We start from the raw sequence: 25,742 nt of genomic DNA, 5'->3' as shown, positions 1-25,742 counted from the left end.
CGTTCACTCCTTCGCCGATGTCCAATAATGATCAAAAAATTGTTCCAAGTGGGTGCTGATAAGCGAATACACTTGTTCCTCATCGCCGTGCGCCAAGACGGCGATGCTTTGCTCATCTTTGACTAACAGCGAGCTGATATGGCTTAAAACAGCAAGCGTCTCCTCGTCCGCATCCGCAGGGCCAAGAAGCAGCACAACGGTGTTGATTTCCATCGGGTTCCCGTCCATGCCCGCCACCGTCTGCGGCTCATCAAGCCGATACATCGTCAGCGAAGGGCGAAGGACCGCGAAGCTGCGGGCGTGATAAAGCGCGAGCGACGTGCCAGGGACGCCGAGCCCGCCCAGCGACTCCCGCCGCCGCAGCTCCCCGATGACGGCTTCGGCATCGACGATGACGCCGCTTTGTTCAAGCCGGCGGCAAGCGTCGGACAAGAGCCCGTGAACGGTGCGGTGCTTGACAACCTGCAGCGAAAATCCTTCTAAAATGCCGACGATCGTCTCACTGATGCGCCCGATGGCTTTCATCGTTTTCAGCGTCAGCCGGTTAGGCTGCGGATCTTGCTCGTGTGCTACTGGTTTTGCCACAGCCGCCGATTTTCGCTCTAAAAACGCGCGGATCGCCCGCGCTTCTTCCTCCCGCAACATCGGGCTGACGATGAAATACGGGCCGCGTTCCTCCGCAAGCGGCACGGTGGAAATGACGAGGTCGTACGCGCTTACGTCTTTCGTTTTCCATTCAAACACGGACGCTTGTTCGATGACAGCGATGTCTGGAATCTCTTTCTTCAGCCTTGTCGCCAAAATTTTTGCCGTCCCGAGCCCGCTTGAACAAATGACGAGCGCCCGCCAGCCTTTTTTCTCCCGCATGAGTGCAGCCGCAAAATGAAGCACTAAATAGCCGATCTCCTCCTCCGGCACTGAAACATCGCCAAACAGCTGCTTCGTTCCGTCGGCGACAATGGCAAACAGTTCCGCGTAGTCTTGCTTAATTGGATCAAGCAGCGGGTTGGCGACCCCCATCCCGTGCTCTAAACGGTACAAAGCCGGTTTCAAGTGAACGACGAGATCTTCGTATAGCGTCCGGTCGGCGGACAAATCGACACCGAGCTCGCGGCTGACGAAACGGATGAGCTGCTGCGCTTTCATGCCGACGGCCAAACTCGGCTCCTCCGCCAAAATTCCTTGGCGGCTGCGCCATTTCGCTCCCATTAAGTGCATCGTCATATAGCCGATCTCTTCTTTGGGGATGTCAATGCCAAACGCTCTTTCTAACGATTCGGCCAGCATCTCCGCGATTTCATGCTCCCTCGTCGCCTGAAGCGCCTGCAAATCACGCGGGTCGAAATGAATCGCTTCCCCCCGTCTGATGCGCTCGATGGCGAGCGCCAAATGGACGACGAAGGCGATGTACGAACTGTCGGCCATCGTAAACGGGAACGTTTCTTTCACCTGCGCGATTTGTTGTTCAATGACGGCCAACTTTTTCCGGTCGACCAGCCCGAGCAGTTTTTCCGCCACTGTATCGAGTGGGTCGTCCGGCCGTCTCTGGATCGTCTCTTTCATCAGCGCCAAAAATTCGTGTTCATCGACATGGCGAAATAGCAGTTCGCCAATGAGACGCCGTTTCGCCGATTCAGAACCGGTAAGCTCGACGCCGTACCCGCGCTTGCGAATGAGCGAAAGCCCGTACGCTTCAACCGTTTTCTCCAGTTTATCCAAATCCAAGCTGACCGTAGCGACCGTAACGTTTAGGTCATTCGCCAATGAGACGAGTTTCACCGGCTCGTCTGCTTCCAACAAGGCGATTAAAATCATCAGCTGCCGCTCTTCCGGCGTATATTCACGGTGAGAAAGATGAAGCAGCTCCACAGCCAGCGCCTGCTTCTGTTTCTTTTCCCCCGCGAGACGAATGCCGACCCCCGCTTTTTTCACCAACTCGAGCCCGTAGCGCCGCAAAACGGACTCAAGGCCTTGCAAATCACGGTGGATCGTGCGGGCGCTGACATTCAGCTCCTCAGCCAGTTCGCCGACCGTCATTTCCCGTTCATCAGCCAACAAACGCTCAAGCAGCTTTCGCTCCCGGGCCGATACGTACATCGCCGTTCACCTCCAATCCTGAGGCCATACTGTTGACACGTTTAAAATATTTGAGCGTCTTCTCATTTCTTATTGTAAGGGCTTTTTTCTTGATGTGACAATGAATAGATGTTTCGTTTTCGTCATTGTTATTGTTGACATTTTTTAATTGTCCATACGATCTCAGCGGCTTCCGTTGTTCCAGCCGCATGACCGCCTACGACAAAGATAGGGGCAGATCCACGTCCGAGCTCATCAGCACGGCCAAAGACAAATCCGGGCGGGAGCCTTCACCAATGATATCCTCCCACCGCCTGCGCCAACGCGGAGACGTAGAGAACTTCTTCTGTTTCGGATGATAAAAACGCAGGGGACCATGACTCCCCTGCGTTCTTTTCAAGATCTACGTATTCTTTTTCAATTGCTCGATCAACTCATCGTATTTCGGGCTGTTGAGGAAGTTTTCCACCGACACATGATACGCGTTCGGCAGTTTCGCTTTCGCCCGGTCGGTTAAATTTTGGTGGGTGACGACAATATCGGCGTCGGCCGGCAGCTGATTGATCGCCGTGTTCGTGACTTCAATATCAAGGCCGGCTTTTTGTACTTTATTGCGCAAAATCGACGCCCCCATCGCACTCGACCCCATTCCGGCGTCACAGGCAAACACAATTTTTTTCACCCGGCTAGGAGCGGATTGAGCCACAGCTGGCGAAGCCGCTTCATTGTGTTGCAGCGCGGCAGCGACTTGGCTCTTTTTCCCTTTCAGCTGCTCCATTTTCTCCGCCGCTTTCGCCAAATCTTCTTCCTCTTCGTTTTGCTTCGCCGCTTTTAGGAAAACCGAAGCGACAAGGAACGACACCGCTGCGGCGACGAACACACCAGCGAGCACGCCGAGGTAATTTCCTTTTGGCGTCATCGCCAACAGGGCAAAAATGCTTCCTGGCGACGGCACAGCCACCAGCCCAGCATGGAATACCGTAAACGTGAATACCCCGCTCACTCCACCGGCCATCGCCGCCAAAATCAAGATCGGACGCATGAGAATGTACGGGAAGTAAATTTCATGAATCCCGCCTAAGAAATGAATAATCACTGCCCCTGGCGCCGACTGTTTCGCCATCCCTTTGCCAAACAGCCAGTACGCCAGCAAAATGCCAAGTCCTGGCCCAGGATTCGTTTCCAACAGGAACAAAATCGATTTCCCGGTTTGCGCTGCCTGTTCGACGCCGAGCGGGCTTAAAATCCCATGGTTGATCGCGTTGTTCAAGAACAGCACTTTCCCCGGCTCGATGAAGATGTTCGCCAGCGGCAACAAGTGCCAAGCGATAATTTTTTCGACCCCTGCCGCTAATGTTTGGCTGATCAAAGAAATGATCGGGCCCACCCCTTTAAAGGCGAGCAGCGTCAACACGCCGCCGACAATCCCGGCCGAGAAGTTGTTGACAAGCATCTCAAACCCTTGTTTCACTTTTCCTTGCAAGAGGCCGTCCACTTTTTTGATCACATAGCCGCCGAGCGGCCCCATGATCATCGCGCCTAAAAACATCGGAATTTCCGAACCGACGATGACCCCCATCGTCGCCGTCGCTCCGACGACACCGCCACGGACGTCATAAATCATTTTGCCGCCCGTATACCCAATCAACAGCGGCAACAAGTACGTAATCATCGGCCCGACCAGCTTGGCAAACGTCTCATTCGGCCACCAGCCGGTCGGGATAAATAACGCCGTGATCAACCCCCAGGCGATAAACGCTCCGATATTCGGCATAATCATGCCGCTCAAATAACCACCAAACCGTTGAATCTTTACACGGAAGCCTGTTTCGTTTCCGGTTGTATGCGTCATAAGTTTGTTCCTCCTTTTTGTTTGACTGTACCTTTATCTTAAAACGCTTACAACCGGCCTTCAATGAGAAGTAAATGCGACTTTGTCAAGGAGGTTGTTGACACTTTAAAAAAAACACACGCGGTGAAGATGAAGCCAATTCGAATTTATATTTAAGATTGTTGTTCTTCTTTATATTTTGGGTTATCCCATATTCTAAAAAATGGATAATATAATGTTGCTGACAAAGCCACATTGAATAACTGCAATACCGCCCCTGAAAATTTACCCCCCGTAGCTAGAAATCCCCCTATTCCTACAGGTGCTGTCCAAGGGACCATCACTCCAGCTGTTTTTGCGACTAAACCTAAATCCATTGCAAAGTACGAAACTGTAACAATAACCACTGGAACGAGAATAAACGGTATCATCATAACCGGATTCATCACCATAGGCAGCCCAAAAATAATTGGTTCGTTAATATTGAACAATCCCGGGGCAATTGCCAACCTTCCTAGTTGCTTTAACTGTTTGCTGCGTGACTTAAATAAAAGCAAGAGTGCCAAACCGAGTGTTGTCCCTGAACCTCCAATAGAATAAAAGATATCCATAAACTGAACATTTATGATATGGGGAATTTCTTTTCCGGACGTAAAGGCAAGCCGATTTTCATCTACACGCGCCAACCAAACAGGCGACATAATTTCCCCACACAATGGCCTGTCCGTGGATGCCTGTTACCCACAACATCTGCGCGATAACCACTGCGATAACGGCCCCCGCCAACGAACCTCCAAGGAGAGAAAGAGGCTTTCCTAAGAGAGTGAAGACAATGTTGTGCATGTTTTCGAACGGAGTAACTTGGAGCAACAACCGCAACAACCAAACGGTTATTATGGCCGCCATCCTTGGCAACAAGGCAGCAAACGACCTAGCTACAGCTGGGGGTACACCGGCTGGCATCTTAATGACCATATTTCTCTTGACGACAATACGATAAATTTCTGTTGTTAAAATAGCGATAATAATAGCGACAAACATTCCCTTGCTCCCCGTTAGTGCAGTTGGAATTCCATCGACTTGATAAACTTTGTCTGTTTCTGGAGGAGTGAAGGAGATTTTGTAAGGTGTCGCTAACAGAAAGCAGGCGACTGAAACGATCGCAATGGATACTGAGTCTAATTTATATCTTTCAGCCAGTCGATAGGCAACTCCAAAAGCTACAAATATAGCAAGCAAGTCAAATGTCGCACCAACCGGGTAAAGCAGGTTTTTTTGCCAGTTACCCCCAAACAAGCTTGACATAAATGATTCATACCCCTTAATAGGAAGAAAGGCGATGATCAGGAAAAGTGATCCAATAATGACTAAAGGGACTGTCATAATGATACCATCGCGGATCGCCTGTAGATGCCGCTGTTCTCCTACCCTTGCCGCAACAGGCATAAACTTTTCATCTAGAAATCTCATGAACGTATTCATGTATTCGCCTCCCTACTCTTTATAGTCTGGTCATACCCATAACCCAACAAACACTTCTACCAATCATATCCTTCTCATGTAGAATTTTATAATAAAACGCTTACAATCATGATTGTTAAATATTACAATTTTGTCCTAAGCATTGTTGACATCTTTTAATAATCTCTGAAGGCAATCTAGCATCCGAACAGCTAAACACCCTTTAACTATGGACATCTTTACTTGTTTTTTGTATTCCATACCTCAACAAACATAAAAACAACTCGAAAGAAGCAAACATGATCCAAAACATCCATGGGTAAATTTCGCTCCCGCCTAGCATGAAAATCACTGTTCACCGGCACGGGATTTTCACCGAAAGACCTATGGGCTACCTTCTGTGCTCCACCCGGGCACGAAAATCGCCACTCACCAAAGTAGAATTTTCGCGAAAAGAGTCTAACTCAACGGTACCTCCATTAAAAAACTAGAATAAATGAGTAGTGGTGAGAGTAGGGACATATATAGTAAAAAAGGGTGCCCTGCTACATTTGGGACACCCTTTCTTCATCATTCGCTTACTGATATCTCGCCGTCACCATTTTCTTTCTCGTGTAAAACTCGACGCCGTCGCGACCGTTGGCATGAAGGTCGCCATAGAACGAGTTTTTGTAGCCCGAGAACGGGAAAAAGGCCATCGGCGCGGGGACGGCGACGTTGACGCCAAGCATGCCCGCGTCGATTTCTTCGCGGAACTGGCGGATCGCTTTGGCGCTGTCGGTGTAAATGCAGGCGCCGTTGGCGAACTCCGACCGGTTGGCGATCTCAATCGCTTCGTCCAAATCGCGGGCCCGGACGACCGAGAGAACCGGAGCGAAAATTTCATCCGTCCAGATCGTCATGCCCGGCTTGACATGGTCAAAAATCGTCGGGCCGATAAAGTATCCTTTGCCGCTTGTCGCCGAGTCGCGGCGGCCGTCGCGGACAAGGAGTGCGCCTTCTTTTTCGCCGATTTCAATGTATTTGATCGTCCGTTCTTTATGCGCCTCGCGGATGACCGGGCCTAAAAAGACGCCTTGGTCAAGCCCGTTGCCGATTTGGATGCGGTCGGCGGCTTCTTTGAGCCGTTCGACCAACTCATCGGCGATTCCGCCGACGGCAACGACGACCGAGCACGCCATGCACCGCTCACCCGCCGAACCGAACGCGGCGTTGATGATGTTTGTCACCGCCAGATCAAGGTCAGCGTCCGGCATAACGATCGAATGGTTTTTCGCACCGGCAAGCGCCTGCACCCGCTTGCCGTGGGCGGCGGCCGTTTTGTACACGTACTCCGCAACCGGCTGCGAGCCGACGAACGAGACGGCTTTAATGTCTTTATGTTCTAAAATGCCGTTCACGACCTCGTGCGCTCCGTGGACAATATTCAGCACTCCCGGCGGCAGGCCGGCTTCGGTGAACAGCTCCGCCAGACGATTGGCCAACATAGGAGTCCGCTCGGACGGCTTCAATACAAACGTATTGCCGCAAGCGATGGCGAGCGGGAACATCCAGCACGGCACCATCATTGGGAAGTTAAACGGCGTAATCCCAGCGACGACACCGAGCGGATAGCGATACATGCCCGATTCGATGCCGGTCGCGATATCCGGCAGCTGCTGCCCCATCATGAGCGTCGGAATCCCCGCCGCAAACTCGACGCATTCAATGCCGCGCTGCACTTCGCCGTACGCGTCCTCGTATACTTTGCCGTTTTCTAGCGTCACCATTCTAGCCAACTCTTCCCAATGCTCGACAAGCAGCTGCTGGTAGCGGAACAAAATGCGGGCGCGGCGCGGAACCGGCACTTTCCGCCATTCGCGGAACGCTTCCTTCGCGGCCGCCACCGCCGCATCCAGCTCCTCGCGCGAAGAGAGGGGCACTTTCGCCAACACTTCTCCCGTCGCCGGGTTCGGCACGATTTCTTCTTTTCCGGATGTCGAGGCGACCCACTGGCCGCCAATCAAGTTTTTCAATGTTTTTGTCTCCGTTACAGAGCTCATCGATGAAACCACCTTTCTCATCGATTTTTCAACAGATTGGCTCATGAACGCGCACAAGCGTGATCGATTCAGCGGCGAATGCTCCCTTGTGCGGGAACAGTTGGCAAGCTGAACGCTTCCAAAAAGCGGCGTCCTTTGCCGTCTGTTTGCGGCTGGCCGCTGCCATGCATTCTGCAATCGCCATCCCCGTCGTCTGATTCACGAACTGACGGTTTTAGTGTTGTACTGATAGTCGTAACAATAATGGTACAATGCCACAATTTCCCCATGCGTCGGCACTTTCGGGTTATTTGCGGGACTGCCGCTTGCCAGCGCGTCAGCCGCCATTTTATCGACCGCTTTGTCGAATGCCGCTTTGTCAATGCCCCATGTTTTCATATTCGGGATGTGCAAATCACGGCAAAGCTGTTTCACTTCTTCAACGAGCGCATCGGCCGCTTCGGCATCAGAAACGTCCTTCAGCTGCGGGTTGATGAGCCGGGCGACCACCGCCAACCGTTCTGTGGCGCTGTCTTTTGTAAATTCAAGCACCCCTGGCAACAGCATCGCATTGGACACGCCGTGCGGCACGTGGAAAAGCGCGCCGATCGGCCGCGACATGCCGTGCACAAGCGTCACCGAGGCGTTCGAGAACGCCATGCCGGCCTTCATCGCCGCGATCGCCATTTTCTCCCGCGCTTCGATGTCTTGACCGTTTTCATACGCCCGGCGCAAATGACCGATGATCGCCTCAATGGCGGATAGCGCCAACACATCGGTCACCGGATGGGCTCGTCGGGAAATATACGCCTCGATCGCGTGGCAAAGCGCATCGACACCGGTTGCCGCGGTGACGGATGGCGGGCATGAGACAGTAAGAAGCGGGTCAACGATCGCCACGGCCGGAAGGAGCGCCGGCTGGGAAATCATCATTTTGACGTCTGTCTTCGTATCAATAATGACCGTCACTTTCGTCACTTCGGAACCGGTGCCGGCCGTCGTCGGAATGGCGATGAGCGGTACTGGTTTTTTCGTGAACATCCTAGCGTTGCCAACATAGTCGCTGATCGTTCCCTCATTCGTCATCATCACTGTCACCGCCTTCGCGGCATCGATGCTGCTGCCGCCGCCAACCGCGATGATGACGTCACATCGTTCGCTCCGGCAGACGTCAAGCGCTTCTTTTACATGAACATCCGTCGGTTCTTTGTCGACCCCTGTATACTTGGCAAATGGCACCCCCGCTTCCTGCAAATAGTGTTCGCAGCGGGCGACAAGGCCGATGTTCTCCATCACCGGATCGCTGACAATGAACGCTTTCGACCCGAGCGCTTTCGCTTGCCGGCCGACTTCATGAAACGTTTCGCACCCATAAATAACCCGGTTCGGCACCAACAGCTCGTACATTGTTCCGCCTCCCTCTTCCTTTGATATCGTTTTCAATATCTTCTATATGCAAACTTTATGCCAAACTAGAAACGTGTTATGATTAGGAATTTTCCATCTCCTTAACGGAATCCCCCCCACACTTTACCTACACATCCCCTACATTATCCGACATTCTCCCAACACCCTTTTCCCCTCAACAAAAAAACAACGGCCCGTCTGCCGTTGTTGATCATCATGGACCGAGAACCCCCCTTCTCAGCGGAGAACGCTCAAAATCCATACTTTTTTAATTTCTCATATAATGTAGATCGGTGAATGCCGAGTCTCCTCGCTGCTTCCGCCTTATTGCCGTTCGCCGCGACAAGGGCGGCAGCGATGCGTTCGCGTTCGGATTGGTAGACCATTTCTTTCCACCGGTCGGCGATGTTCACACCGCCATATTGCATAGATGCCGCCATCGGCTGAATGGCGGACAAATAGGCAGGCAAATGTTCGCGCTCAATCTTCTCCCCTTCCACCATACTAATGAGCCACTCGATGACATTGACCAGCTCGCGAATGTTGCCTGGCCATGAATAGCTGACCAACACCTCCATCGCCTCTTTTGAAAAAGATTTCCCCCGAACCCCATACTGCTGGCAAAGCCGTTCCATATGATGCGCGATGAGGGCGGGGATATCCGACTTCCGCTCACGCAACGGCGGGAGGTGGATGCGGATAATGTTCAGGCGGTAAAACAAATCTTCCCGGAACGTTCCGCCCCGCACCATCTCCTCGAGCGGCTTGTTCGTCGCGGCAATGATGCGCACGTCCACCTCTGTCCCCGATATCCCGCCCACTTTTTCCACTTTCTTTTCCTCAAGCACGCGCAACATCTTCGCCTGCATCGCAAGCGGCATATCACCGATTTCATCTAAAAACAGCGTCCCCCCATGGGCAAGCTGAAACTTGCCCGGTTTCCCCCCTTTTCTCGCACCGGTGAACGCTCCGTCCTCATAGCCAAACAGTTCTGCTTCCAAAAGCGCTTCCGGGATGGCGGCGCAGTTGATACTGACAAACGGCCCGTCCGCACGCGGACCCCCCTCATGGATCGCTCGCGCCGCAATCTCTTTCCCCGTTCCGCTTTCGCCGGTAATGAGCACGGTCGACGGCACACGCGCCGCCCGCTGAATCATTTGTTTCACCGCAACGATCGTCGGATGGCGGCCGATGATGCGTGCAACCCCGCTAACGGCAGGCGCCGTCCCCTCTTGGCTTGACGCCGACGCTTTGTTTTGTTCCTTACGGCTTGCCTCGCGCGACAGCTCTTGCAGGCGCCGAAAAATTTCATATACTTCCGACACCCCTTGGAAAATCAGCATGCCGATCGCCCCGATGACTTTGCCGTCACGCCAAATCGGAATGCGATGCACGACCATCGGCTGGCCGTAAATTTTTTGAATATATCCGCGCTCTGGAATGCCGGATTGCACACAAATATGCAAACGGGTATTTTCGATCACTTCTGTCACATGCTTGCCGATCGCGTCTTCTCGGCGGATGCCGAGGAACTGGCAGTACGCCCGGTTGATTTCCCGAACGACGCCATCTCCATCAACGACGACGACCCCTTCATACGCCGCATCCAGCACCGTTTTCATCGTTTCCGCCAAGCGGTGTGTTTCTTCCAACTCACGCCGCAGTCGTTCAAGCTCGGCCGTTGCCCTTGAATCCTCTTTGGCGTCGGGTGCTTCCGTGCCGTCCTCTTTCGGCTCCGTCCCGCCCTCGATCGAAAATGCCGCCAATACATCTTCCACTGTCATCATGCGATCCATTCCATGCGCCACCGCCCATAGCAGCATCCGCCACGTGCATCGGCCGACCGAGCCCCCGCATTCATCGACGACATCAACGGCGTCCATCCCGTGCGCCGCCAGCAACTGAGCCGCCTGCTGCAACGTTTGATGGCGGCCAAGGGTCACTGATGCGCCATGACCCACCGTCATCGTGATCCCCCTTCCCTGTTCCCTTTTCACGTACCGTTCGCTACTGGCCTCAAAAAATCCTTCTGTTTTTTTTCGTGAAAATCCCGTCAGCAAGCAGTCATTTTCATCTCCGTGTCGAGAGCGGACCGCGCTACCCATGGACCTTTTTTTCGTGAAAACCGCAAGCCGGCAAGCCGTGATGTTCATCCCTGAGTGGAGGGGAAACAGCTGCCCATGGATCTTTTCCTTGAAAATCATGCTGAAAAAACAGCTGTCAGTTGGGAAAGCGAATGCACTCCACTCGCCCAAAAAAACGGAGACAGGCGCCTCACTGGCCTGTCTCCGCATTCCCGTTACGCTAAAATCGCCTCGATTTTCTCAAGCACTTCGTCACTCAGCACGACATCGACCGCCTTGACGTTTTCTTCTACTTGTTCCGGGCGACTGGCGCCGATTAAGGCGCTGGCGACGTTCGGCTGGCGCAGCACCCAAGCGAGGGCAAGCTGCGACAACGTCACGCCGAGCTCAGCAGCGATCTTTTCCAACCGTTCCACTTTCATTAACACTTCGTCATTGAGCAATCCTTGGATGAACGTGTTCGCTTTCGGATCGGCGGCGCGGCTGCCAGCCGGCAGCGCTTGACCGCGTTTGTACTTGCCGGTCAGCACCCCTTGAGCGAGCGGCGAGAAGACGATTTGGCTGATGCCGTTTTGTTCGCACACCGGGATGACTTCTTTTTCGATGTAGCGGTGAAACATGTTGTATTGCGGCTGGTTGACGACGATCCGATCAAGCAGATAGCGATCGGCTACGCCGAGCGCTTCTTGAATTTGCTGGGCTGTCCATTCGCTGACGCCGACATAAAGCACTTTCCCTTGGCGGACGAGGTCGTCGATCGTGCGCAGCGTTTCATCGACGGGCGTCTCTTTGTCATAGCGGTGGCAATAGTAGATATCAACATAATCCAGTTGCAGCCGCTTTAAGCTCGCATGGAGCTGCTCAAACACATGCTTGCGCGACAGACCGCGGTCGTTCGGGCCGTCGCCCATCGGCCAAAACACTTTCGTCGCGATGACGTACGACTCGCGCGGATATTTGCGGAGCGCCTCGCCGACGATTTTTTCCGCTTCTCCGCGCGCATACACGTTCGCCGTGTCAAACGAGTTGATGCCCAACTCATACGCTTTGTCAATGACGCGAATGGCGGTTTCTCTTTCTACGGAATTGCCGTATGTAAGCCAACTGCCTAAACTGATTTCGCTCACCTTAAGCCCGGTGCGGCCGAGTTTGCGATACTTCATTTTCCTTCCCCTCTCCTTATGAATGGCACCAATGTCAAATGGTTGACAATTTGATTATACTCCTCGACCGCTTGATCGCCAAGAAATTTGCCTGACTATTCCAAACAATCCCCAGGATGCAAAAACGGCCCTGCCTTCCGCCCAGACATTGGAAAGACAGCCTGCTCCCGACTCCTCACCAAAAGTTGTACTTGATTTTTTCATAACATACCTTTATCCAAAAAAGAACAGGAAACAAATCATTTTTTGCATACACTTGTTCAGAGAAGTGTACCGTCTGTCAAGTACATGTTGTGGTGATGAACCCTGTTCCCGTTTCACTCACAAGTGTTGGAATCGATGATTTTTTGCAAACAAGCAAAATTTTTTGTAGATTTCCGTAGATTTTCGTAGACGCATATTTACAATGAATTCGAAAAACGTTCACAAATTTGTCACAAAGGAGGGGGGATATTGATTTATTTCCACCAGGTCAACAAATACTACGGCGATTTTCATGTGCTCAAAGACATTAACTTGACGATCAACCAAGGAGAAGTCGTCGTCATCATCGGGCCATCCGGCTCAGGCAAAAGCACGCTTGTGCGCTGCATCAACCGGCTCGAGACGATCTCAAGCGGCGAGTTGATCGTTGACGGCGTCAAAGTGAATGACAAACAGATCAACATCAATGAACTGCGGCGCAATATCGGCATGGTGTTCCAACATTTCAACTTATACCCGCATATGACCGTCTTGCAAAACATCACGTTGGCGCCGCGCAAAGTGCTCGGCATGTCGGAAAAAGAGGCCAATGACATCGCCATGTATTATCTCGAAAAAGTCGGCATTCCAGATAAAGCAAACGCTTACCCGTCCGCGCTCTCCGGCGGCCAGCAGCAGCGCGTCGCCATCGCCCGCGGATTGGCGATGAAACCGAAAATCATGCTGTTTGACGAACCGACATCGGCGCTTGACCCGGAAACGATCGGCGAAGTGTTGGATGTCATGAAGCAACTGGCGAAAGAAGGGATGACGATGGTTGTCGTCACCCATGAGATGGGGTTTGCCCGCGAGGTGGCCGATCGCATCGTCTTTATGGATCAAGGGCGCATTTTAGAGGAAGCGCCGCCTGAGGAGTTTTTCGCGGCCCCGAAAGAGGAACGGGCGCGTGTCTTTTTAAGCCGCATTTTAAACCATTAATTCCGGTCAATCAAAGGGGGTTTTCTCATGAGAAAGAAAGCATGGAAATGGTGGATTACCGTCGCCTTAACGGCCTTATTGAGCGCTGTCGCCTTGACAGGCTGCAGCACGACGGACAAAGGAGAAGGCGGAACATCGTCAGAAACGGCGAAAGCGACCAATACGCTTGAAAAAATTAAACAACGCGGCAAACTTGTTGTTGGCGTCAAATACGATTTGAACTTATTTGGATTGAAAAATCCGGAAACCGGCAAAGTGGAAGGATTTGATATCGATATTGCCAAAGGGTTGGCGAAAAAAATTCTCGGCGATGAAAACAAAATTGAATTGAAAGAAGTGACATCCAAAACGCGCATCCCGATGCTGAACAACGGGGAAATTGACGCCATTATCGCCACCATGACGATCACCGAGGAACGGAAAAAAGAAGTGGATTTCTCGGATGTGTACTTTATGGCTGGGCAATCGCTGCTTGTCAAAAAAGACAGCCCGATCAACAGCGTGAAAGACTTGAAAAAAGGCATGACCGTTCTGACGGCGAAAGGTTCGACATCGGCGGAAAACATCCGCAAAGTCGCGCCGCAAGTCAACGTGCTTGAATTTGAAAACTACGCGGAAGCGTTTACCGCGTTAAAAGCCGGCCAAGGCGATGCGCTGACAACGGACAACGCGCTGCTTTGGGGGATGGCGAAACAAGACCCGAACTACCGCGTCCTTGATGAAACGTTCACCGAAGAGCCGTACGGCATCGCCGTCCGCAAAGGGGACAAAGAACTGCTGCAAGTCATCAATGAATACTTAAAAGAAATTAAAGAAAACGGCGAATACGATAAGATCTACGAAAAATGGATCGGCAAAAAACCGCAACAATGACAGGCGAAACACGGTGGGCGGAACGCATCCGCCCACCTGTTTGCCCAAAGCCCTTCATTCAGCGAAGAAAGGAGGCTGATCGCCGTGCTGCGCTTTTCCATTTTGGTTGAACATTGGGATTTGTATATGCAAGGATTTGGCCATACGATTTTAGCCAGCGTGCTGGCTCTCATCGGCAGCTTGGCCCTTGGGACCATCATCGCCATTTTCCGCATCGCGCCGATTCGTCCGCTCAATTGGATCGGAACGGCGTACGTAGAATTCATCCGCAACATTCCGCTTGTCTTAATCGTTTTCGTTTTTTTTATGGGCTTGCCCGCCATCGGCATTCGCTTTGACTCGTTTACCGCCGGAACGCTCGGGCTGATGGTGTATACGGCCGCCTTTATCGCTGAAGCGATCCGCTCGGGCATCCAAGCAGTGCCGAAAGGACAAATGGAAGCGGCGCGCTCGTCCGGGTTGACCTATTTGCAGGCGATGCGTTACGTCATCTTGCCGCAGGCGGTGAAAATCGTCATTCCGCCGCTTGGCAATCAGTTCATCAATTTAGTAAAAAATTCGTCCGTTCTTGGCGTCATTGCCGGGCTTGATTTGATGTATTTCGGCGATCTCATTTCCTCGAAAACGTTCGTCACCTTTGACGTCTATATTTTCGTCGCCTTGTTTTACCTCGTCTTAACGATCCCGCTCAGCCTTGGTGTCGGCTACTTAGAACGCCGGCTGCTCAAGGCGCGGTAGGAAAGGAGGGTGCATCATGGATTTTGCCGGTGCCTACACGCCCGCCCATTTGAAGTTTTTGCTTCAAGGGTTTCTCGTCACATTGGAAGTGGCGTTCATTTCCATTGCTTTAAGTTTTATCTTCGGCATTATCATCGGGGTCATTCGCTACACAAAAATCCCGGTGCTTTCTCAACTGCTCGCCGTGCTGGTCGAAACAATCCGGAATTTGCCGCTGCTCTTGATCATTTTCTTTACGTATTTCGCCCTTCCGGAAGTCGGCTTGAAGCTCGATAAACTATACGCAGCCATTTCGGCCTTGGTCATTTTTGAATCGGCCATGTTGTCAGAAATTGTCCGCAGCGGCCTGCAGTCGATCGATAAAGGGCAAATCGAGGCGGCGCGTTCATCGGGGCTTACGTATGGGCAGACGTTATGGTACATCATTTTGCCGCAAGCGTTGCGACGCATGGTGCCGCCGATCGTCAGCCAGTTTATTTCCTTATTAAAAGATACATCGCTGGCCATTGTCATCTCCTTGCCCGAATTGATGAACCATGCGCAAATCATTAACGGGCGCAACGTCAATTTCGTCATTCCGATTTTTATTCTCGTTGCGTTCATGTATTTTATCGTCAACTATTCGCTGTCACTCGTCTCGCGGCGGTTGGAATACCGCCAGCGGTGATAGAACCGTATCCCCTTCTTCAGCTGGGGCATACGGTTTTTTCTTGCTATCTTTTAAAAAAGGCCGTTGTTTTCGCTTTTCTGTTATATAATAGAGTTGCAAACTAGGCCATGACTTTCACAAAGGCGGTGACATCCACTGACACTCGCGAAAAAAGAACCTGTTTGGCTTCTTTTGCTTTTGCTTTCGGCGACCGCGTTTCTGGGCGAAATGAAAATGAACCCGTTTGACAGCCCGTTTCGCGTCTCGCTCGGCAGCGCCGTTTTTGTTCTTGGGCTGGTCGCCTTTTCTTCCCTTCCCCCGCTTGTCATCGGCGCAAGCACCGGAGCGGTGGTCGTCGGGTTTCGCGTTTTTCTCGACGCCTTAACGGGGGAGCCATCCGCATCAGAAAGCCTATGGACTCACCTTCCGGCCGCCGGATATTACATCAGCTTTGCGGCTATGGCGGCCATGGTTCACTTTCGCCGGCAAATGGCGGCGCCCATCCGCGCGGGAGTGATGGGAGCCGCGCTGGACTTTCTCGCCAACGGCTGCGAGCTTGCCATTCGCTATGGAATGGGAGAATCGTTCCCGTTTAGCGGCCACATGCTCGTCGTGCTGTCGCTGTTTGCCATTTTGCGCAGTTTTTGTGTCATTGGCGTTTACAATATGTGGATGACCAAACATGTCCGCTCTCTGGCCGAGGCAAGAAAAGAAGAGCTTGAGCGGCTGATGATGGTCAACAGCGGGCTTTACGAAGAGATGTTTTACTTGCAAAAATCGATGGCGCTCATGGAAGACATGACGCGCCAAAGTTATGATCTTTACTCGCGCCTTGTGGAAGGCAAACCGGTTGAACCGCGCATCGCTCTCGACCTTGCCGAACATATTCATGAAGCAAAAAAAGATATGCAGCGCATTTTCGCCGGTCTGTCCAAACTGATCGGCCGCCAGTCAGGAAGGGGGCGCATTCCCATCGCTGAATTGTGCGCGATGGTGATTCGCGCCAACGAAAAATACGCCAGCCTGTCTGGAAAAGCGATCACGTTTTCCTATCACGGACAGATCGACTTGGCCACTGATCAGCTCTATCCACTGCTTTCCGTATTGAACAATTTGGTGTCCAATGCGGTCGAAGCCATTCGCAAAAACGGAGCGGTCGAGCTGCGGGCGCGCTTGGAAGGAAACGGGTTGGTCATCGAAGTGGAAGATGACGGCCCTGGCATCTCCGCTGATGATATCGCCTGGATTTTCCAACCAGGCTTTACGACGAAATACGACCGCCAAGGCAATCCATCAACAGGAATTGGACTGACCCATGCCCGTGACATCGCCCAGGCGCTCGGCGGTCATCTGCAGCTCGTCAAAAGCGAACCCGGCCAGACCGTCTTTCGCCTCGTTGTTCCGACGTCCCGCCTGCTGCAGGCGCAAACCGATGCCTTTCAGAACGAGCGTCCACCTGTACCGCCGCAAGGGGCACATCTTGTTTGAATGGCCGCGGCACCATCAAGAAAGGGGAGAACAAAGGGATGGGAGGACTTCGTTTTTTTCTCATCGAAGACGACCCGGCAGTCCGAAAGATGCTGGAAAAGTTAATCCATGAATCGGGGCTCGGAGAGGTGGTCGGCTTCGCTGAGGACGGCTTCAACGTCCGCACCGCCGATTTGCTTGACGTCGATGTCGTGCTCATCGATTTACTCATGCCGGGGCGCGACGGCATTCAAACGATCAAGGCGCTGCGGGAAGAAGGATTTGCCGGAACCTTTATCATGATTTCTCAAGTCGAAAACAAAGAAATGATCGGCCAAGCCTATTTGCAAGGCATCGACACGTACATTCAAAAACCGATCAACCGCTACGAAGTGCTGTCAGTGCTCAAGCGGGTCGCCGATCATATGTCAGCCATCCGTTCGCTTGAGTCGATCCGCCAAGTGCTGAAAGGTCTTGAGCCGCCGTCGGCCGCTCGTGAATCCATTCCGAACCAAGCCGCCATTGAACAGCAGGCCGAGCAGCTTCTCCTTCTTCTTGGCGTCGCCGGCGAGGCGGGCAGCGCGGATGTGCTTCTTGTGATGCGTTGGCTGGCCGAACAGGAAGCAAAAGGCCGTCCGGTGCGGGAACTGCCACCGTTGAAAGAGCTGTACGCGGAACTCGTTAGGCGGGAATATGGCCTGTCGCCTGCGGAAACAAGCAAAGAAGCGCGAGCGATGGAACAGCGCATCCGTCGGCTTGTCTTGCAGGCGTTCACCCATCTCGCCTCCCTCGGCCTCACCGATTACACCAATCCGACGTTTGAGCATTTCGCGCCAAGACTGTTTGATTTTGCGGACATCCGCCGGCGCATGAAAGAACTCGAGCGAGGCCAGAACGAGACGGAATGCCGGATGAATGTGCGCAAGTTTTTAACCGCTTTTTTTCTCGAACTGAAACGAATCTAGAGGGTGATGATACGCCTTTTCAAGTTCGAGGGCAGGCCATGGGCTTGCTCTCGTTGCCCCTAGGCGCGACAAAGAATCAGGCAGCCACCTCTCTATATCTTCATCACGCTAGCAACCGATGGAGTCTTCCTGCTACCAACGAATGAGACAAAAGCGGCGGCCGCCATGAACGAAGCGAAGCAGCGATACATCTTCCTCGATCACCTCACCGATCACATTGACTCTGTCATCGGGCGGGAGGTCAACCAAAGTCATTTGCAGTTCACCGGCGTACCGGCCATAACGTTCGTTATCGATCGTGATGCGGCCTGCCCGACGCGGCACCGGGGGGAGAGGCTGCAACGCTTCCTGCGGCCATGCAATGGAGCAGCGCGATTCAACGGAACGAATCACATCGCGAGCCGCATCGCGCCGGTTCGTATGCATCGTTTCGACCAAAGCCAACCAACCCGCTCGGACAATCGGCCGGTAGCGGATAGGAATGACATCTGACCGCACCCAATCTATGCGCTTAAGCACCCCATCCGACACGGCGAGGTCACCGACGAACACCTTATTCACGCCATAGGTTTCCGTAAGTTCAATATAAGCATAAACCGGATCGGCGTTCCGATGTGCTTCTAATGTCGGCAGCCCTTCATAGAGAGGACTTCGTTTTTTCGCATCCCCAGGGATAAACGCACCGATCGTCTCGATGCCATACCGGCGCAACAATTGATTTTGCGCTAGCATCGTCTCCCCTCCCAAACCTGTCTCCGGTCGCGGATAAAAATTATGCCATGCTTCCACATTGGATTCGTCCGCTTGATAAGAGGCTAGCTCCTTACATTCTCGTTCTGTCACCGTGCTTGCGTTCAACACGACACTCATTTGTTTGGACAACGAAGCGGCTTCTTTCATAGAAAAACCGTCATCCAACCGCAGCCCGACAATCCCCCAACGCCCGAGCACCGTTGTGATGTCGGCATCAGCTGACAGACGTGCTATGACGGCGGGGGTGGCATCAGCCACGACCCCAATGCCATAGCGGGAAGCAAACTGGCCGATATGATCAAGCTTTTTTCGCTCCCTAAGCTCTTGGCCTTTTGAAACACGCAATGAGGTGAACAATTGTTTCGCCCCAAGCTGCGCTGCAAGCCGAAAGATGTCTTCAATTTGCTCGAGCGGCTGAAAAAGATAAAACGAAAAAGAAAGCATTATCATCCCCCACTAAATATGCGCGGCCATTTCTTCTTTAAACCCGAACCAATACGTAAATAGGAAGCCAAACGTGTACGAAATGACGAGTCCAATGAAATAAATCACATACTTTCCATCGGCAATAAGCGGGATGAGTGACAGCCCGGATACGCCAATGCCAAGCGCCGCTGTTTTCATCACCGCTTGAAATGCACCGCCGACCGCCGCCCCAAGACACGCGGTAACAAACGGCCGCCCAAGCGGCAATGTCACCCCGTACAACAGCGGCTCCCCGATGCCTAAAAATCCAACCGGCAACGCCCCTTTGATAATGTTGCGAAGCCGCTCGTTTTTTGTTTTGACATACACGGCGATCGCCGCCCCGACTTGACCAGCTCCGGCCATCGCCAATACCGGCAGTAGCGGCGTCGAGCCCAATTTTTGAATCAACTCCATATGAATCGGGGTTAATCCGTGATGCAGTCCGACCATCACGAGCGGCAAAAACGTTCCGGCCAACACAGCACCCGCGACTACTCCGCCGATGTCAAGCACCGCTTTCAGCCCGCTTGTAATCGCTAACGACAACCAACCGGCAAGCGGCTGCACGGCGATCAAGGTAAACAGACAGACGATTAACACGGTGATAAGCGGCGTGACGATAATGTCGACCGCATTCGGCACAAACGAACGCACCCGTTTTTCGACCGCCGCCATGAGCCAAGCGGCAAGCAAAACGGCAAACAGTCCTCCCCTCCCAGGTGTAAGCGCTTCCCCAAATAGCTTTATATCAGCCAATGCCGGGTTGAAGACGAGAATACCGGCAATCGCCCCTAATACAGGAGTGCCGCCAAACTCTTTCGCTGTATTATATCCGACTAACACGCCAAGTGAGGCAAAAATCCCCCCGCCTATCAACAACAACAGCTGCAGCCACGTCGTCTGCGGATCAACGCCGGCGTTTTTCGCAAAGTTGGCGATTCCGTTAATAATCCCTGACGCCACCAACCCGGGAATGAGCGGGATGAAGATGCTGCCGATTTTGCGAAGCAACCGCTTTAGCGGCGTTTGCTGACGCGCTTTCACCTTTGCTTTTGTCCGCTCCGCAATATCCTCAGCCTCATTTTCGATCACTTCCCCAAGTTCTAGACCGGTAAGTTCGCATAGCGCAGCCGCCACTTTATTGACAACACCAGGGCCAACGACAATTTGCAAAGTCTCATCCTCTATGACTCCCATGACCCCTTCGATCTGTTTTAAGGCGTCAATGTTCGCTTTGCCCGGATCGCGCAGTGACACGCGCACCCGCGTCATGCAATGGGCAATGCGGATGATGTTTTCTTTTCCCCCAACGTACTGAAGTATCGATATTGCTATTTGTTGTTCTCGAGTCATGATCGTTCTCTCCCCCTTATTTCGTTATTCAAGCGCTTTACGCACAAACCCCTTTGCTTGTTGCAGTCGTTTTTTTGCCTCTTCATAACCGCATTGGCGCAAAATCATCACGATCGCCGTTTTCACCTCCCCTTTGGCCTGTTCATAATAGTGGGACGCCTCTTCGGCGCTGACTCCTGTCGCCTCTATTAAAATGCGCTTTGCCCGCTCTTTTAACTTTTCATTTGTCGCCTGTACATCGACCATCCAGTTCCCATACACTTTGCCAATACCGACCATCGCTGCCGTAGAAATCATGTTGAGCACCATTTTTTGCGCTGTCCCAGCTTTTAACCTCGTTGAACCAGCCAACACTTCCGGCCCTGTTTCGATTTCCACCGCCGCATCGGCATACTGACTGATGGCGGCTCCTTTATTGCAGGCGATGCTTCCGGTCGATGCCCCGATTTGTTTGGCATAACGAAGGGCGCTGACCACATATGGCGTTCGGCCGCTTGCTGCAATGCCGATGACAACATCGTTTTCCGTCAAGCCGACTGCCTGTAAATCGCGAACAGCAGCCTCTTCATCATCTTCCGCTCCTTCCACCGCCTTCGCAATCGCTTCCGGTCCTCCGGCAAGGACCGCCTGCACCATGGACGGTTCAGTTCCAAATGTCGGCGGGCATTCGACCGCATCAAGCAATCCGAGCCGGCCGCTCGTCCCCGCCCCGACGTAAATCAACCGCCCGCCGCGCCGAAATGCGGCGATGACAAGATGGACGACTTTTTCAATACAATCAAGTTGCTCAGCTACTGCGGCAACCGCGGCCTGATCTTCCTCGTTCATGACGTGCAAAATTTCTTTTGTCGTCATTTCATCCAAATGTTTCGTTTTTTCGTTTCGTTGTTCTGTCGCGAGATGTTCAAGCAATTTTGTCACCTCTTTGCACGTTTTAAGAAATTATATTTCATAATTATATTATAAATTTATGAAATAAAATATCAATCTATTCTTTTTTGTTTGAAACATTCCCACAAAAAAAGCGGGCCCGTCTCAGGCCCGCTTTACCTCCGCAACCGCACCACTTCTTCTCTTGTTTGATGAAATCGTTCAATGACCCGGCTTCCCACCCGATGGAACGTAATCAAATACAAGGCATCGATCACGTTGAGCTGCACCATTCTCGATGCCATACTGCCAATGCGATGATCTTGCTCAACATCCGGCAGCGCAAGTCGAATATCCGCTTCCTTATATAACGGTGATGAAGGATCAAGCTTTGTAATGGCAATGACCGTCGCCTGCTGCTTTTTGGCAAACCGGGCGATCTCCAATACATCTTTCGTCCGCCCTGACGTCGATATGGCCACGAACACATCTCCTTCTTTCAAATGGGCCACCAGTGGCAGCATCGTATGAAAATCAGGCGATGTTGCTGCCATGTAGCCAAGCTTCGTAAACTTATAACTAGCGTCCACCGCTGCGGCCGCGGAGCCGCCTACTCCGTAAAAAACCATCTTCTTGGCTTTGATCATCGCCTCAGCGGCTTTTTCTAACTCGCGCTTATCGAGTGTTGTCGTCGTCGCCTCAATGGCCGCCTTATTCACATAGGTCACTTTCATAAACAGCTCATACGGCGCATTCGGCTTGTCAATGATGGAAAAATCATTAATGTTCATATCCGCCATCGCCAACTCACGGGCAAGCGCCAGCTTCAATCCCGGAAAGCTGCCGATGCCGATCGCCTTGCAAAAGCGAACGACACTCGCCTCGCTTGTATCAGCTGCCCGCGCCAACTCTTTGGTGGTCATCGTCGGAATCAGCTCCGCATGGCGAAGAAGATAGGCAGCCACTTTTTGTTCCGCCGGTGACAATTGCTCGAACTGCTGTTCGATTTTCGCTAAGATCCCTATTTCATTCATCATGGTCCCATCCTTTCCGGCCACTGTTGCTATTTCCATCTTATCATGGATATCCCTTTGGACTCTACACCACAAAAAACTTGAATAAAAAATGTTTGAATTCAAGATATATATCTGCTATGATTAATGATGGAATGATGAAGTAACCAAGAGGGGGAGAACAATGACAACATTCCAACTTGACAAAGCGCACAGCTCGATCACTTTTCAAGTCCGGCATATGATGATTTCCAAAGCAAAAGGGGAATTTACCAACTTTGACGTCGACGTGCAAGGCGATGTGAATGAACTGGAGTCGCTGAAAGTAAAGGTAACGGTTGACGCCGCTTCAATCGATACGAAAAACACCGACCGCGACAACCACCTCCGCTCGGCCGACTTTTTCGACGTCGAGAACTATCCGACCATCACGTTTGTCAGCGACTCGGTGCGCAAACTGTCCGACACTGAATACGAAGTGACCGGACAGCTGACGATTCGCGGCGTGACGAGAACGGAAACGTTCAAAGTCGAATACAACGGTCAAGTGAAAAACCCGCTTACCGGCGGCATCACCGTCGGCTTTGACGTCGAAGGAACGATCAATCGTGAAGATTACGGATTGGTGTGGAACGTCGCGCTCGAAACAGGCGGATTCCTCGTCGGAAAAGAGGTAAAACTCAACGCCAGCTTTGAGTTCGCCCTCAGCTGAGCGGCGCAACGAAGAAGGTGTCCCGTTGCCTCGGGACACCTTCTTTTGCGGCTATATACACATCGAACAACACGATGCTGCATTGAAGGCGAATCCCCTTTTCCTAATAAGCCGCACACAAAACCATTTCGACCACATGTTCTGGCGGATCACCTTCAGAGTCAATCCTTTTCGGCTTTGAAACGAAACCGCTGTGCGATGCCAACATTTTGTTTCGCCTCATTGCGCCGTATACCCGCCATCGATCACGACCGCCTGCCCAGTGACGCCTTTCGCTTGTTCGCCTGCCAAAAAGAGAACATAATGGGCGACTTCTTCAACGGACAAGAGCCGACGCTGCGGCACGAGCGGGTAAATGACTTCCTCGAGCACCTTCTCAAGCGGCACCTTTCTTGTCGCCGCCAAATCAGCGAGCTGATTGCGGACGAGTTCTGTGTCGACATACCCCGGACAAAGCGCGTTCACCGTAATCCCGTACGGTGCCCCTTCTAGCGCCGCCACTTTCGTCAAGCCGATTACCCCGTGTTTTGCGCTGTTGTAGGCGGCTTTTCCGGCAAACCCGATCAATCCGTTGATCGACGCCATGTTGATGATGCGGCCGTAGCGCTGCTTCTTCATCAACGGAAACGCATGCTTAATGGCCAAAAACGGCCCAACGAGCATGACGCGGATCAACTGCTCAAACTTCTCGGTCGGAAAGTCTTCGATATTGGCGACATATTGCAAACCGGCGTTGTTCACGACAATATCGAGACGCCCCCACCGTTTGGCCGTTTCATGGATCGTTTGCTTCACCTCTTCTTCCGCCGTTACATCACACTTGACGCCGACGGCCTCGCAACCTAGCTGCCGCAACGACTCTGCCGCCCGTTCCACCTCTTCCTGCTTCAAGTCAGCAAGCACGACGTTCACGCCGTTGGTTGCCAACGCTTTTGCCACTTCATAGCCGATCCCCCGCGCCGCTCCGGTGACGAGGGCTGTGCGATGCACCATCATTCCCCTTCCCCCTGCTTCATCTGCTCATACACCTCATCATACTGCTTCGCCAAGTCAAAATCGAGCGTCGTCAACCCTTTCGCACGCCACGAAGACAGCTTCACCGTGATCAACTTGTAGTCGATGGAAATGAACGGATGGTGGTTGGCGTTTTCGGAAATGGCGGCGATTCGCCGGACGAACTCAATGCCTTGCAAGTAGTCTTGAAAGCGGTATTTTTTCACGATCCACCGCTCGTCGGTGAGCTTCCAGCCGTCTGCTTTGGCAAGCAGCGCTTGCACTTCCTCTTCGGTTAACCGCACTGTGATCCCTCACTCTCTATGATTACTTTGAAATACGTCAGCCAATGGAATGGACAACTCCGCAAACAAAAATGAGACAAGGGCATCGCGTTCGCCAAAGACATTCCGCTTCTCGTACCCTTTCTCACCACGGCCGTACACTTCCACCGTCCGATGCAGCGGATCGACGATCCAATATTCCTTGACGCCAAACTGTTCGTACAACATATACTTTTCATTTCGATCTTTCAACGCTGTACTGGGTGAAAGCACTTCCACTACCAGGTCAGGCGGACCATCGCAGCCTCGGCTGCCAATTTGGCTTTGATCGCAAATGACGCAGATATCTGGTTGCACGACATGCTTCGCCTGTTCATAGTCCCCCTGCTCATCAAGGCGTATATCAAATGGCGCCATGACCACCGTGCATCCTTTTTCACGAAAAAATGCCCGCAAAGCGACATACAATTCCCCGACGATAGACTGGTGGACAAATGAAGGAGCTGGTGCCATGTTGTAGGGCACGCCGTTGATCAGCTCCCACCTTCCGTCCCACTTGACATAATCTTGATACGTATACCGTTTCTTTTGCCGCTCTGTCGGCTTCACGTCCATTCCCCCATCCGCTTGCTTTACCCTTATTATACCATCGGACATCCGCGGCCGTCATACAGCTTAAGAGCTTGCTCCGCAAAAAACATTCATGAGCCCTTGCTCCCTAAAAGGTTGGTGAAAAATCCCTATTTGCCTTGATCGATGATTGAATGCGCGAACATAGAGACTGATGCAACAAGCTTTTTCTACTCAAGAAACGATTCCGAGAAGCGGTTGCGCGAGTAAATCACCAGCCTCCTAAAAAATGACCGATCAAGGCGCGGCATTTTCATCGGAGGCTGGTGAAAAACAGCTGTTACCCTTGATCGTGATGAGTGAATGGACGACAAGAACGGCCGATGCTACAACGTTTTTCGCTTGGGAAACGATGCTGGGAAGCCGGATGCACGATTCAATTGCGATCCTTGAAAGGGGCCATGGATGATAAATAGTTCCTCGACCTGGGATGAACATCACCGCTTGCCGGTGTGGGGTGTGAACCGAAAGGAAGGGTGTCCCCAAAGGGCTGGGAGCACCCTTTTTCATCCGCTATATATACGTACTGACTGCTTCTGCCGCACGATATGTTGCCTGAAAGGTAGACAGCCGTTTGAGTCAGCCTCTTTTTCGCCAAATGCTTGTTTTAACATAATTCCGAAAGAAGTCTCCCACTTCAAGCGTGTGAAGGGCGTAGCCCAACGATCAGTGGGAGATGAATTTCGGTTGGCGTTAGCCAAATCTTATGATAAACTGATCATATGTTTCTTGATAAGTGGCTATATGGG

20 protein-coding genes and 1 pseudogene are annotated in these 25,742 nt (G+C 52.3%); 7 read left to right on the top strand and 14 right to left on the bottom strand.

Going from position 1 to position 25,742, the window contains the following annotated elements:
• Positions 1-3: 3 nt before the first annotated feature.
• The 7 genes and pseudogenes from ETC05_RS06495 to ETC05_RS06465 all read right to left on the bottom strand — a co-directional run bounded on the left by ETC05_RS06495 (position 4) and on the right by ETC05_RS06465 (position 12,043).
• Positions 4-2,097: a BglG family transcription antiterminator gene (locus tag ETC05_RS06495; RefSeq protein ID WP_171660637.1), complete on the bottom strand. Its 2,094-nt coding sequence runs from the start codon at positions 2,095-2,097 to the stop codon at positions 4-6.
• A 382-nt stretch (positions 2,098-2,479) separates the two neighbouring features.
• Entirely contained in the window at positions 2,480-3,928 is a 1,449-nt protein-coding gene (locus tag ETC05_RS06490) for a PTS mannitol transporter subunit IIBC (RefSeq protein WP_171660636.1), read from the bottom strand.
• A gap of 152 nt (positions 3,929-4,080) precedes the next feature.
• Positions 4,081-5,389: pseudogene (gene celB / locus ETC05_RS06485) on the bottom strand (PTS cellobiose transporter subunit IIC).
• A 557-nt stretch (positions 5,390-5,946) separates the two neighbouring features.
• Entirely contained in the window at positions 5,947-7,410 is a 1,464-nt protein-coding gene (locus ETC05_RS06480) for a CoA-acylating methylmalonate-semialdehyde dehydrogenase (RefSeq protein WP_171660635.1), read from the bottom strand.
• Positions 7,411-7,608: 198 nt separating this feature from the next.
• Positions 7,609-8,796: an iron-containing alcohol dehydrogenase gene (locus tag ETC05_RS06475; protein WP_171660634.1), complete on the bottom strand. Its 1,188-nt coding sequence runs from the start codon at positions 8,794-8,796 to the stop codon at positions 7,609-7,611.
• Between the two features lie 251 nt (positions 8,797-9,047).
• Positions 9,048-10,763, bottom strand: a complete 1,716-nt coding sequence (locus ETC05_RS06470; RefSeq protein ID WP_171660633.1) for a sigma-54 interaction domain-containing protein — start codon at positions 10,761-10,763, stop codon at positions 9,048-9,050.
• Between the two features lie 332 nt (positions 10,764-11,095).
• Positions 11,096-12,043 (bottom strand): aldo/keto reductase family protein, encoded by a 948-nt coding sequence (locus ETC05_RS06465; RefSeq protein WP_171660632.1) that lies wholly within the window; start codon positions 12,041-12,043, stop codon positions 11,096-11,098.
• A 453-nt stretch (positions 12,044-12,496) separates the two neighbouring features.
• Here ETC05_RS06465 and ETC05_RS06460 point away from each other — a divergent pair, with 453 nt between their 5' ends.
• The 6 genes from ETC05_RS06460 (at position 12,497) to ETC05_RS06435 (ending at position 17,917) form a co-directional block, all read left to right on the top strand.
• Positions 12,497-13,225 (top strand): amino acid ABC transporter ATP-binding protein, encoded by a 729-nt coding sequence (locus tag ETC05_RS06460; protein ID WP_031409067.1) that lies wholly within the window; start codon positions 12,497-12,499, stop codon positions 13,223-13,225.
• 27 nt (positions 13,226-13,252) lie between these two features.
• The gene (locus ETC05_RS06455) at positions 13,253-14,098 is read left to right on the top strand and encodes a glutamate ABC transporter substrate-binding protein (protein ID WP_031409065.1); all 846 of its coding nucleotides are present in this window, start codon (positions 13,253-13,255) and stop codon (positions 14,096-14,098) included.
• Positions 14,099-14,182: 84 nt separating this feature from the next.
• Positions 14,183-14,836 carry an amino acid ABC transporter permease gene (locus ETC05_RS06450; RefSeq protein WP_031409063.1) on the top strand — a complete coding sequence of 218 codons (654 nt, stop codon included), beginning with the start codon at positions 14,183-14,185 and terminating at the stop codon, positions 14,834-14,836.
• A 16-nt stretch (positions 14,837-14,852) separates the two neighbouring features.
• Positions 14,853-15,503, top strand: a complete 651-nt coding sequence (locus ETC05_RS06445) for an amino acid ABC transporter permease (protein WP_031409061.1) — start codon at positions 14,853-14,855, stop codon at positions 15,501-15,503.
• Positions 15,504-15,713: 210 nt separating this feature from the next.
• Positions 15,714-16,973 carry a sensor histidine kinase gene (locus ETC05_RS06440; RefSeq protein ID WP_171660631.1) on the top strand — a complete coding sequence of 420 codons (1,260 nt, stop codon included), beginning with the start codon at positions 15,714-15,716 and terminating at the stop codon, positions 16,971-16,973.
• A gap of 38 nt (positions 16,974-17,011) precedes the next feature.
• On the top strand, positions 17,012-17,917 hold the full coding sequence (locus tag ETC05_RS06435; RefSeq protein WP_031409058.1) for a response regulator: 906 nt from the start codon (positions 17,012-17,014) through the stop codon (positions 17,915-17,917).
• Positions 17,918-18,049: 132 nt separating this feature from the next.
• Here ETC05_RS06435 and ETC05_RS06430 read toward each other — a convergent pair whose 3' ends face one another.
• From ETC05_RS06430 to ETC05_RS06415, 4 genes are all read right to left on the bottom strand, one after another.
• The gene (locus tag ETC05_RS06430; protein WP_171660630.1) at positions 18,050-19,114 is read right to left on the bottom strand and encodes a MupG family TIM beta-alpha barrel fold protein; all 1,065 of its coding nucleotides are present in this window, start codon (positions 19,112-19,114) and stop codon (positions 18,050-18,052) included.
• Between the two features lie 12 nt (positions 19,115-19,126).
• Entirely contained in the window at positions 19,127-20,491 is a 1,365-nt protein-coding gene (locus tag ETC05_RS06425) for a PTS transporter subunit EIIC (protein ID WP_171660629.1), read from the bottom strand.
• A 24-nt stretch (positions 20,492-20,515) separates the two neighbouring features.
• Positions 20,516-21,403, bottom strand: a complete 888-nt coding sequence (murQ, locus tag ETC05_RS06420; RefSeq protein WP_063165737.1) for an N-acetylmuramic acid 6-phosphate etherase — start codon at positions 21,401-21,403, stop codon at positions 20,516-20,518.
• 134 nt (positions 21,404-21,537) lie between these two features.
• The gene (locus ETC05_RS06415) at positions 21,538-22,395 is read right to left on the bottom strand and encodes a MurR/RpiR family transcriptional regulator (protein ID WP_171660628.1); all 858 of its coding nucleotides are present in this window, start codon (positions 22,393-22,395) and stop codon (positions 21,538-21,540) included.
• Between the two features lie 163 nt (positions 22,396-22,558).
• Here ETC05_RS06415 and ETC05_RS06410 point away from each other — a divergent pair, with 163 nt between their 5' ends.
• Positions 22,559-23,086 carry a YceI family protein gene (locus ETC05_RS06410; protein WP_171660627.1) on the top strand — a complete coding sequence of 176 codons (528 nt, stop codon included), beginning with the start codon at positions 22,559-22,561 and terminating at the stop codon, positions 23,084-23,086.
• Between the two features lie 219 nt (positions 23,087-23,305).
• On the opposite strand, the gene ETC05_RS06405 is transcribed toward ETC05_RS06410, so the two are convergent.
• From ETC05_RS06405 to ETC05_RS06395, 3 genes are read right to left on the bottom strand one after another with little or no spacing between them, the layout of a single operon-like run.
• The gene (locus ETC05_RS06405) at positions 23,306-24,082 is read right to left on the bottom strand and encodes a 3-hydroxybutyrate dehydrogenase (protein WP_171660626.1); all 777 of its coding nucleotides are present in this window, start codon (positions 24,080-24,082) and stop codon (positions 23,306-23,308) included.
• Positions 24,079-24,384, bottom strand: a complete 306-nt coding sequence (locus ETC05_RS06400; RefSeq protein WP_031409044.1) for a 4a-hydroxytetrahydrobiopterin dehydratase — start codon at positions 24,382-24,384, stop codon at positions 24,079-24,081. The genes ETC05_RS06405 and ETC05_RS06400 overlap by 4 nt, the downstream gene beginning before the upstream one ends.
• Before the next feature lie 9 nt (positions 24,385-24,393).
• On the bottom strand, positions 24,394-24,978 hold the full coding sequence (locus ETC05_RS06395; protein WP_171660625.1) for a Uma2 family endonuclease: 585 nt from the start codon (positions 24,976-24,978) through the stop codon (positions 24,394-24,396).
• Positions 24,979-25,742 lie beyond the last annotated feature (764 nt).

This window comes from Geobacillus sp. BMUD (assembly GCF_013096845.1).
In the GTDB taxonomy this organism is placed as follows: Bacteria; Bacillota; Bacilli; order Bacillales; family Anoxybacillaceae; genus Geobacillus; species Geobacillus vulcani.
This window is presented reverse-complemented; position numbering and strand designations above follow the sequence as displayed.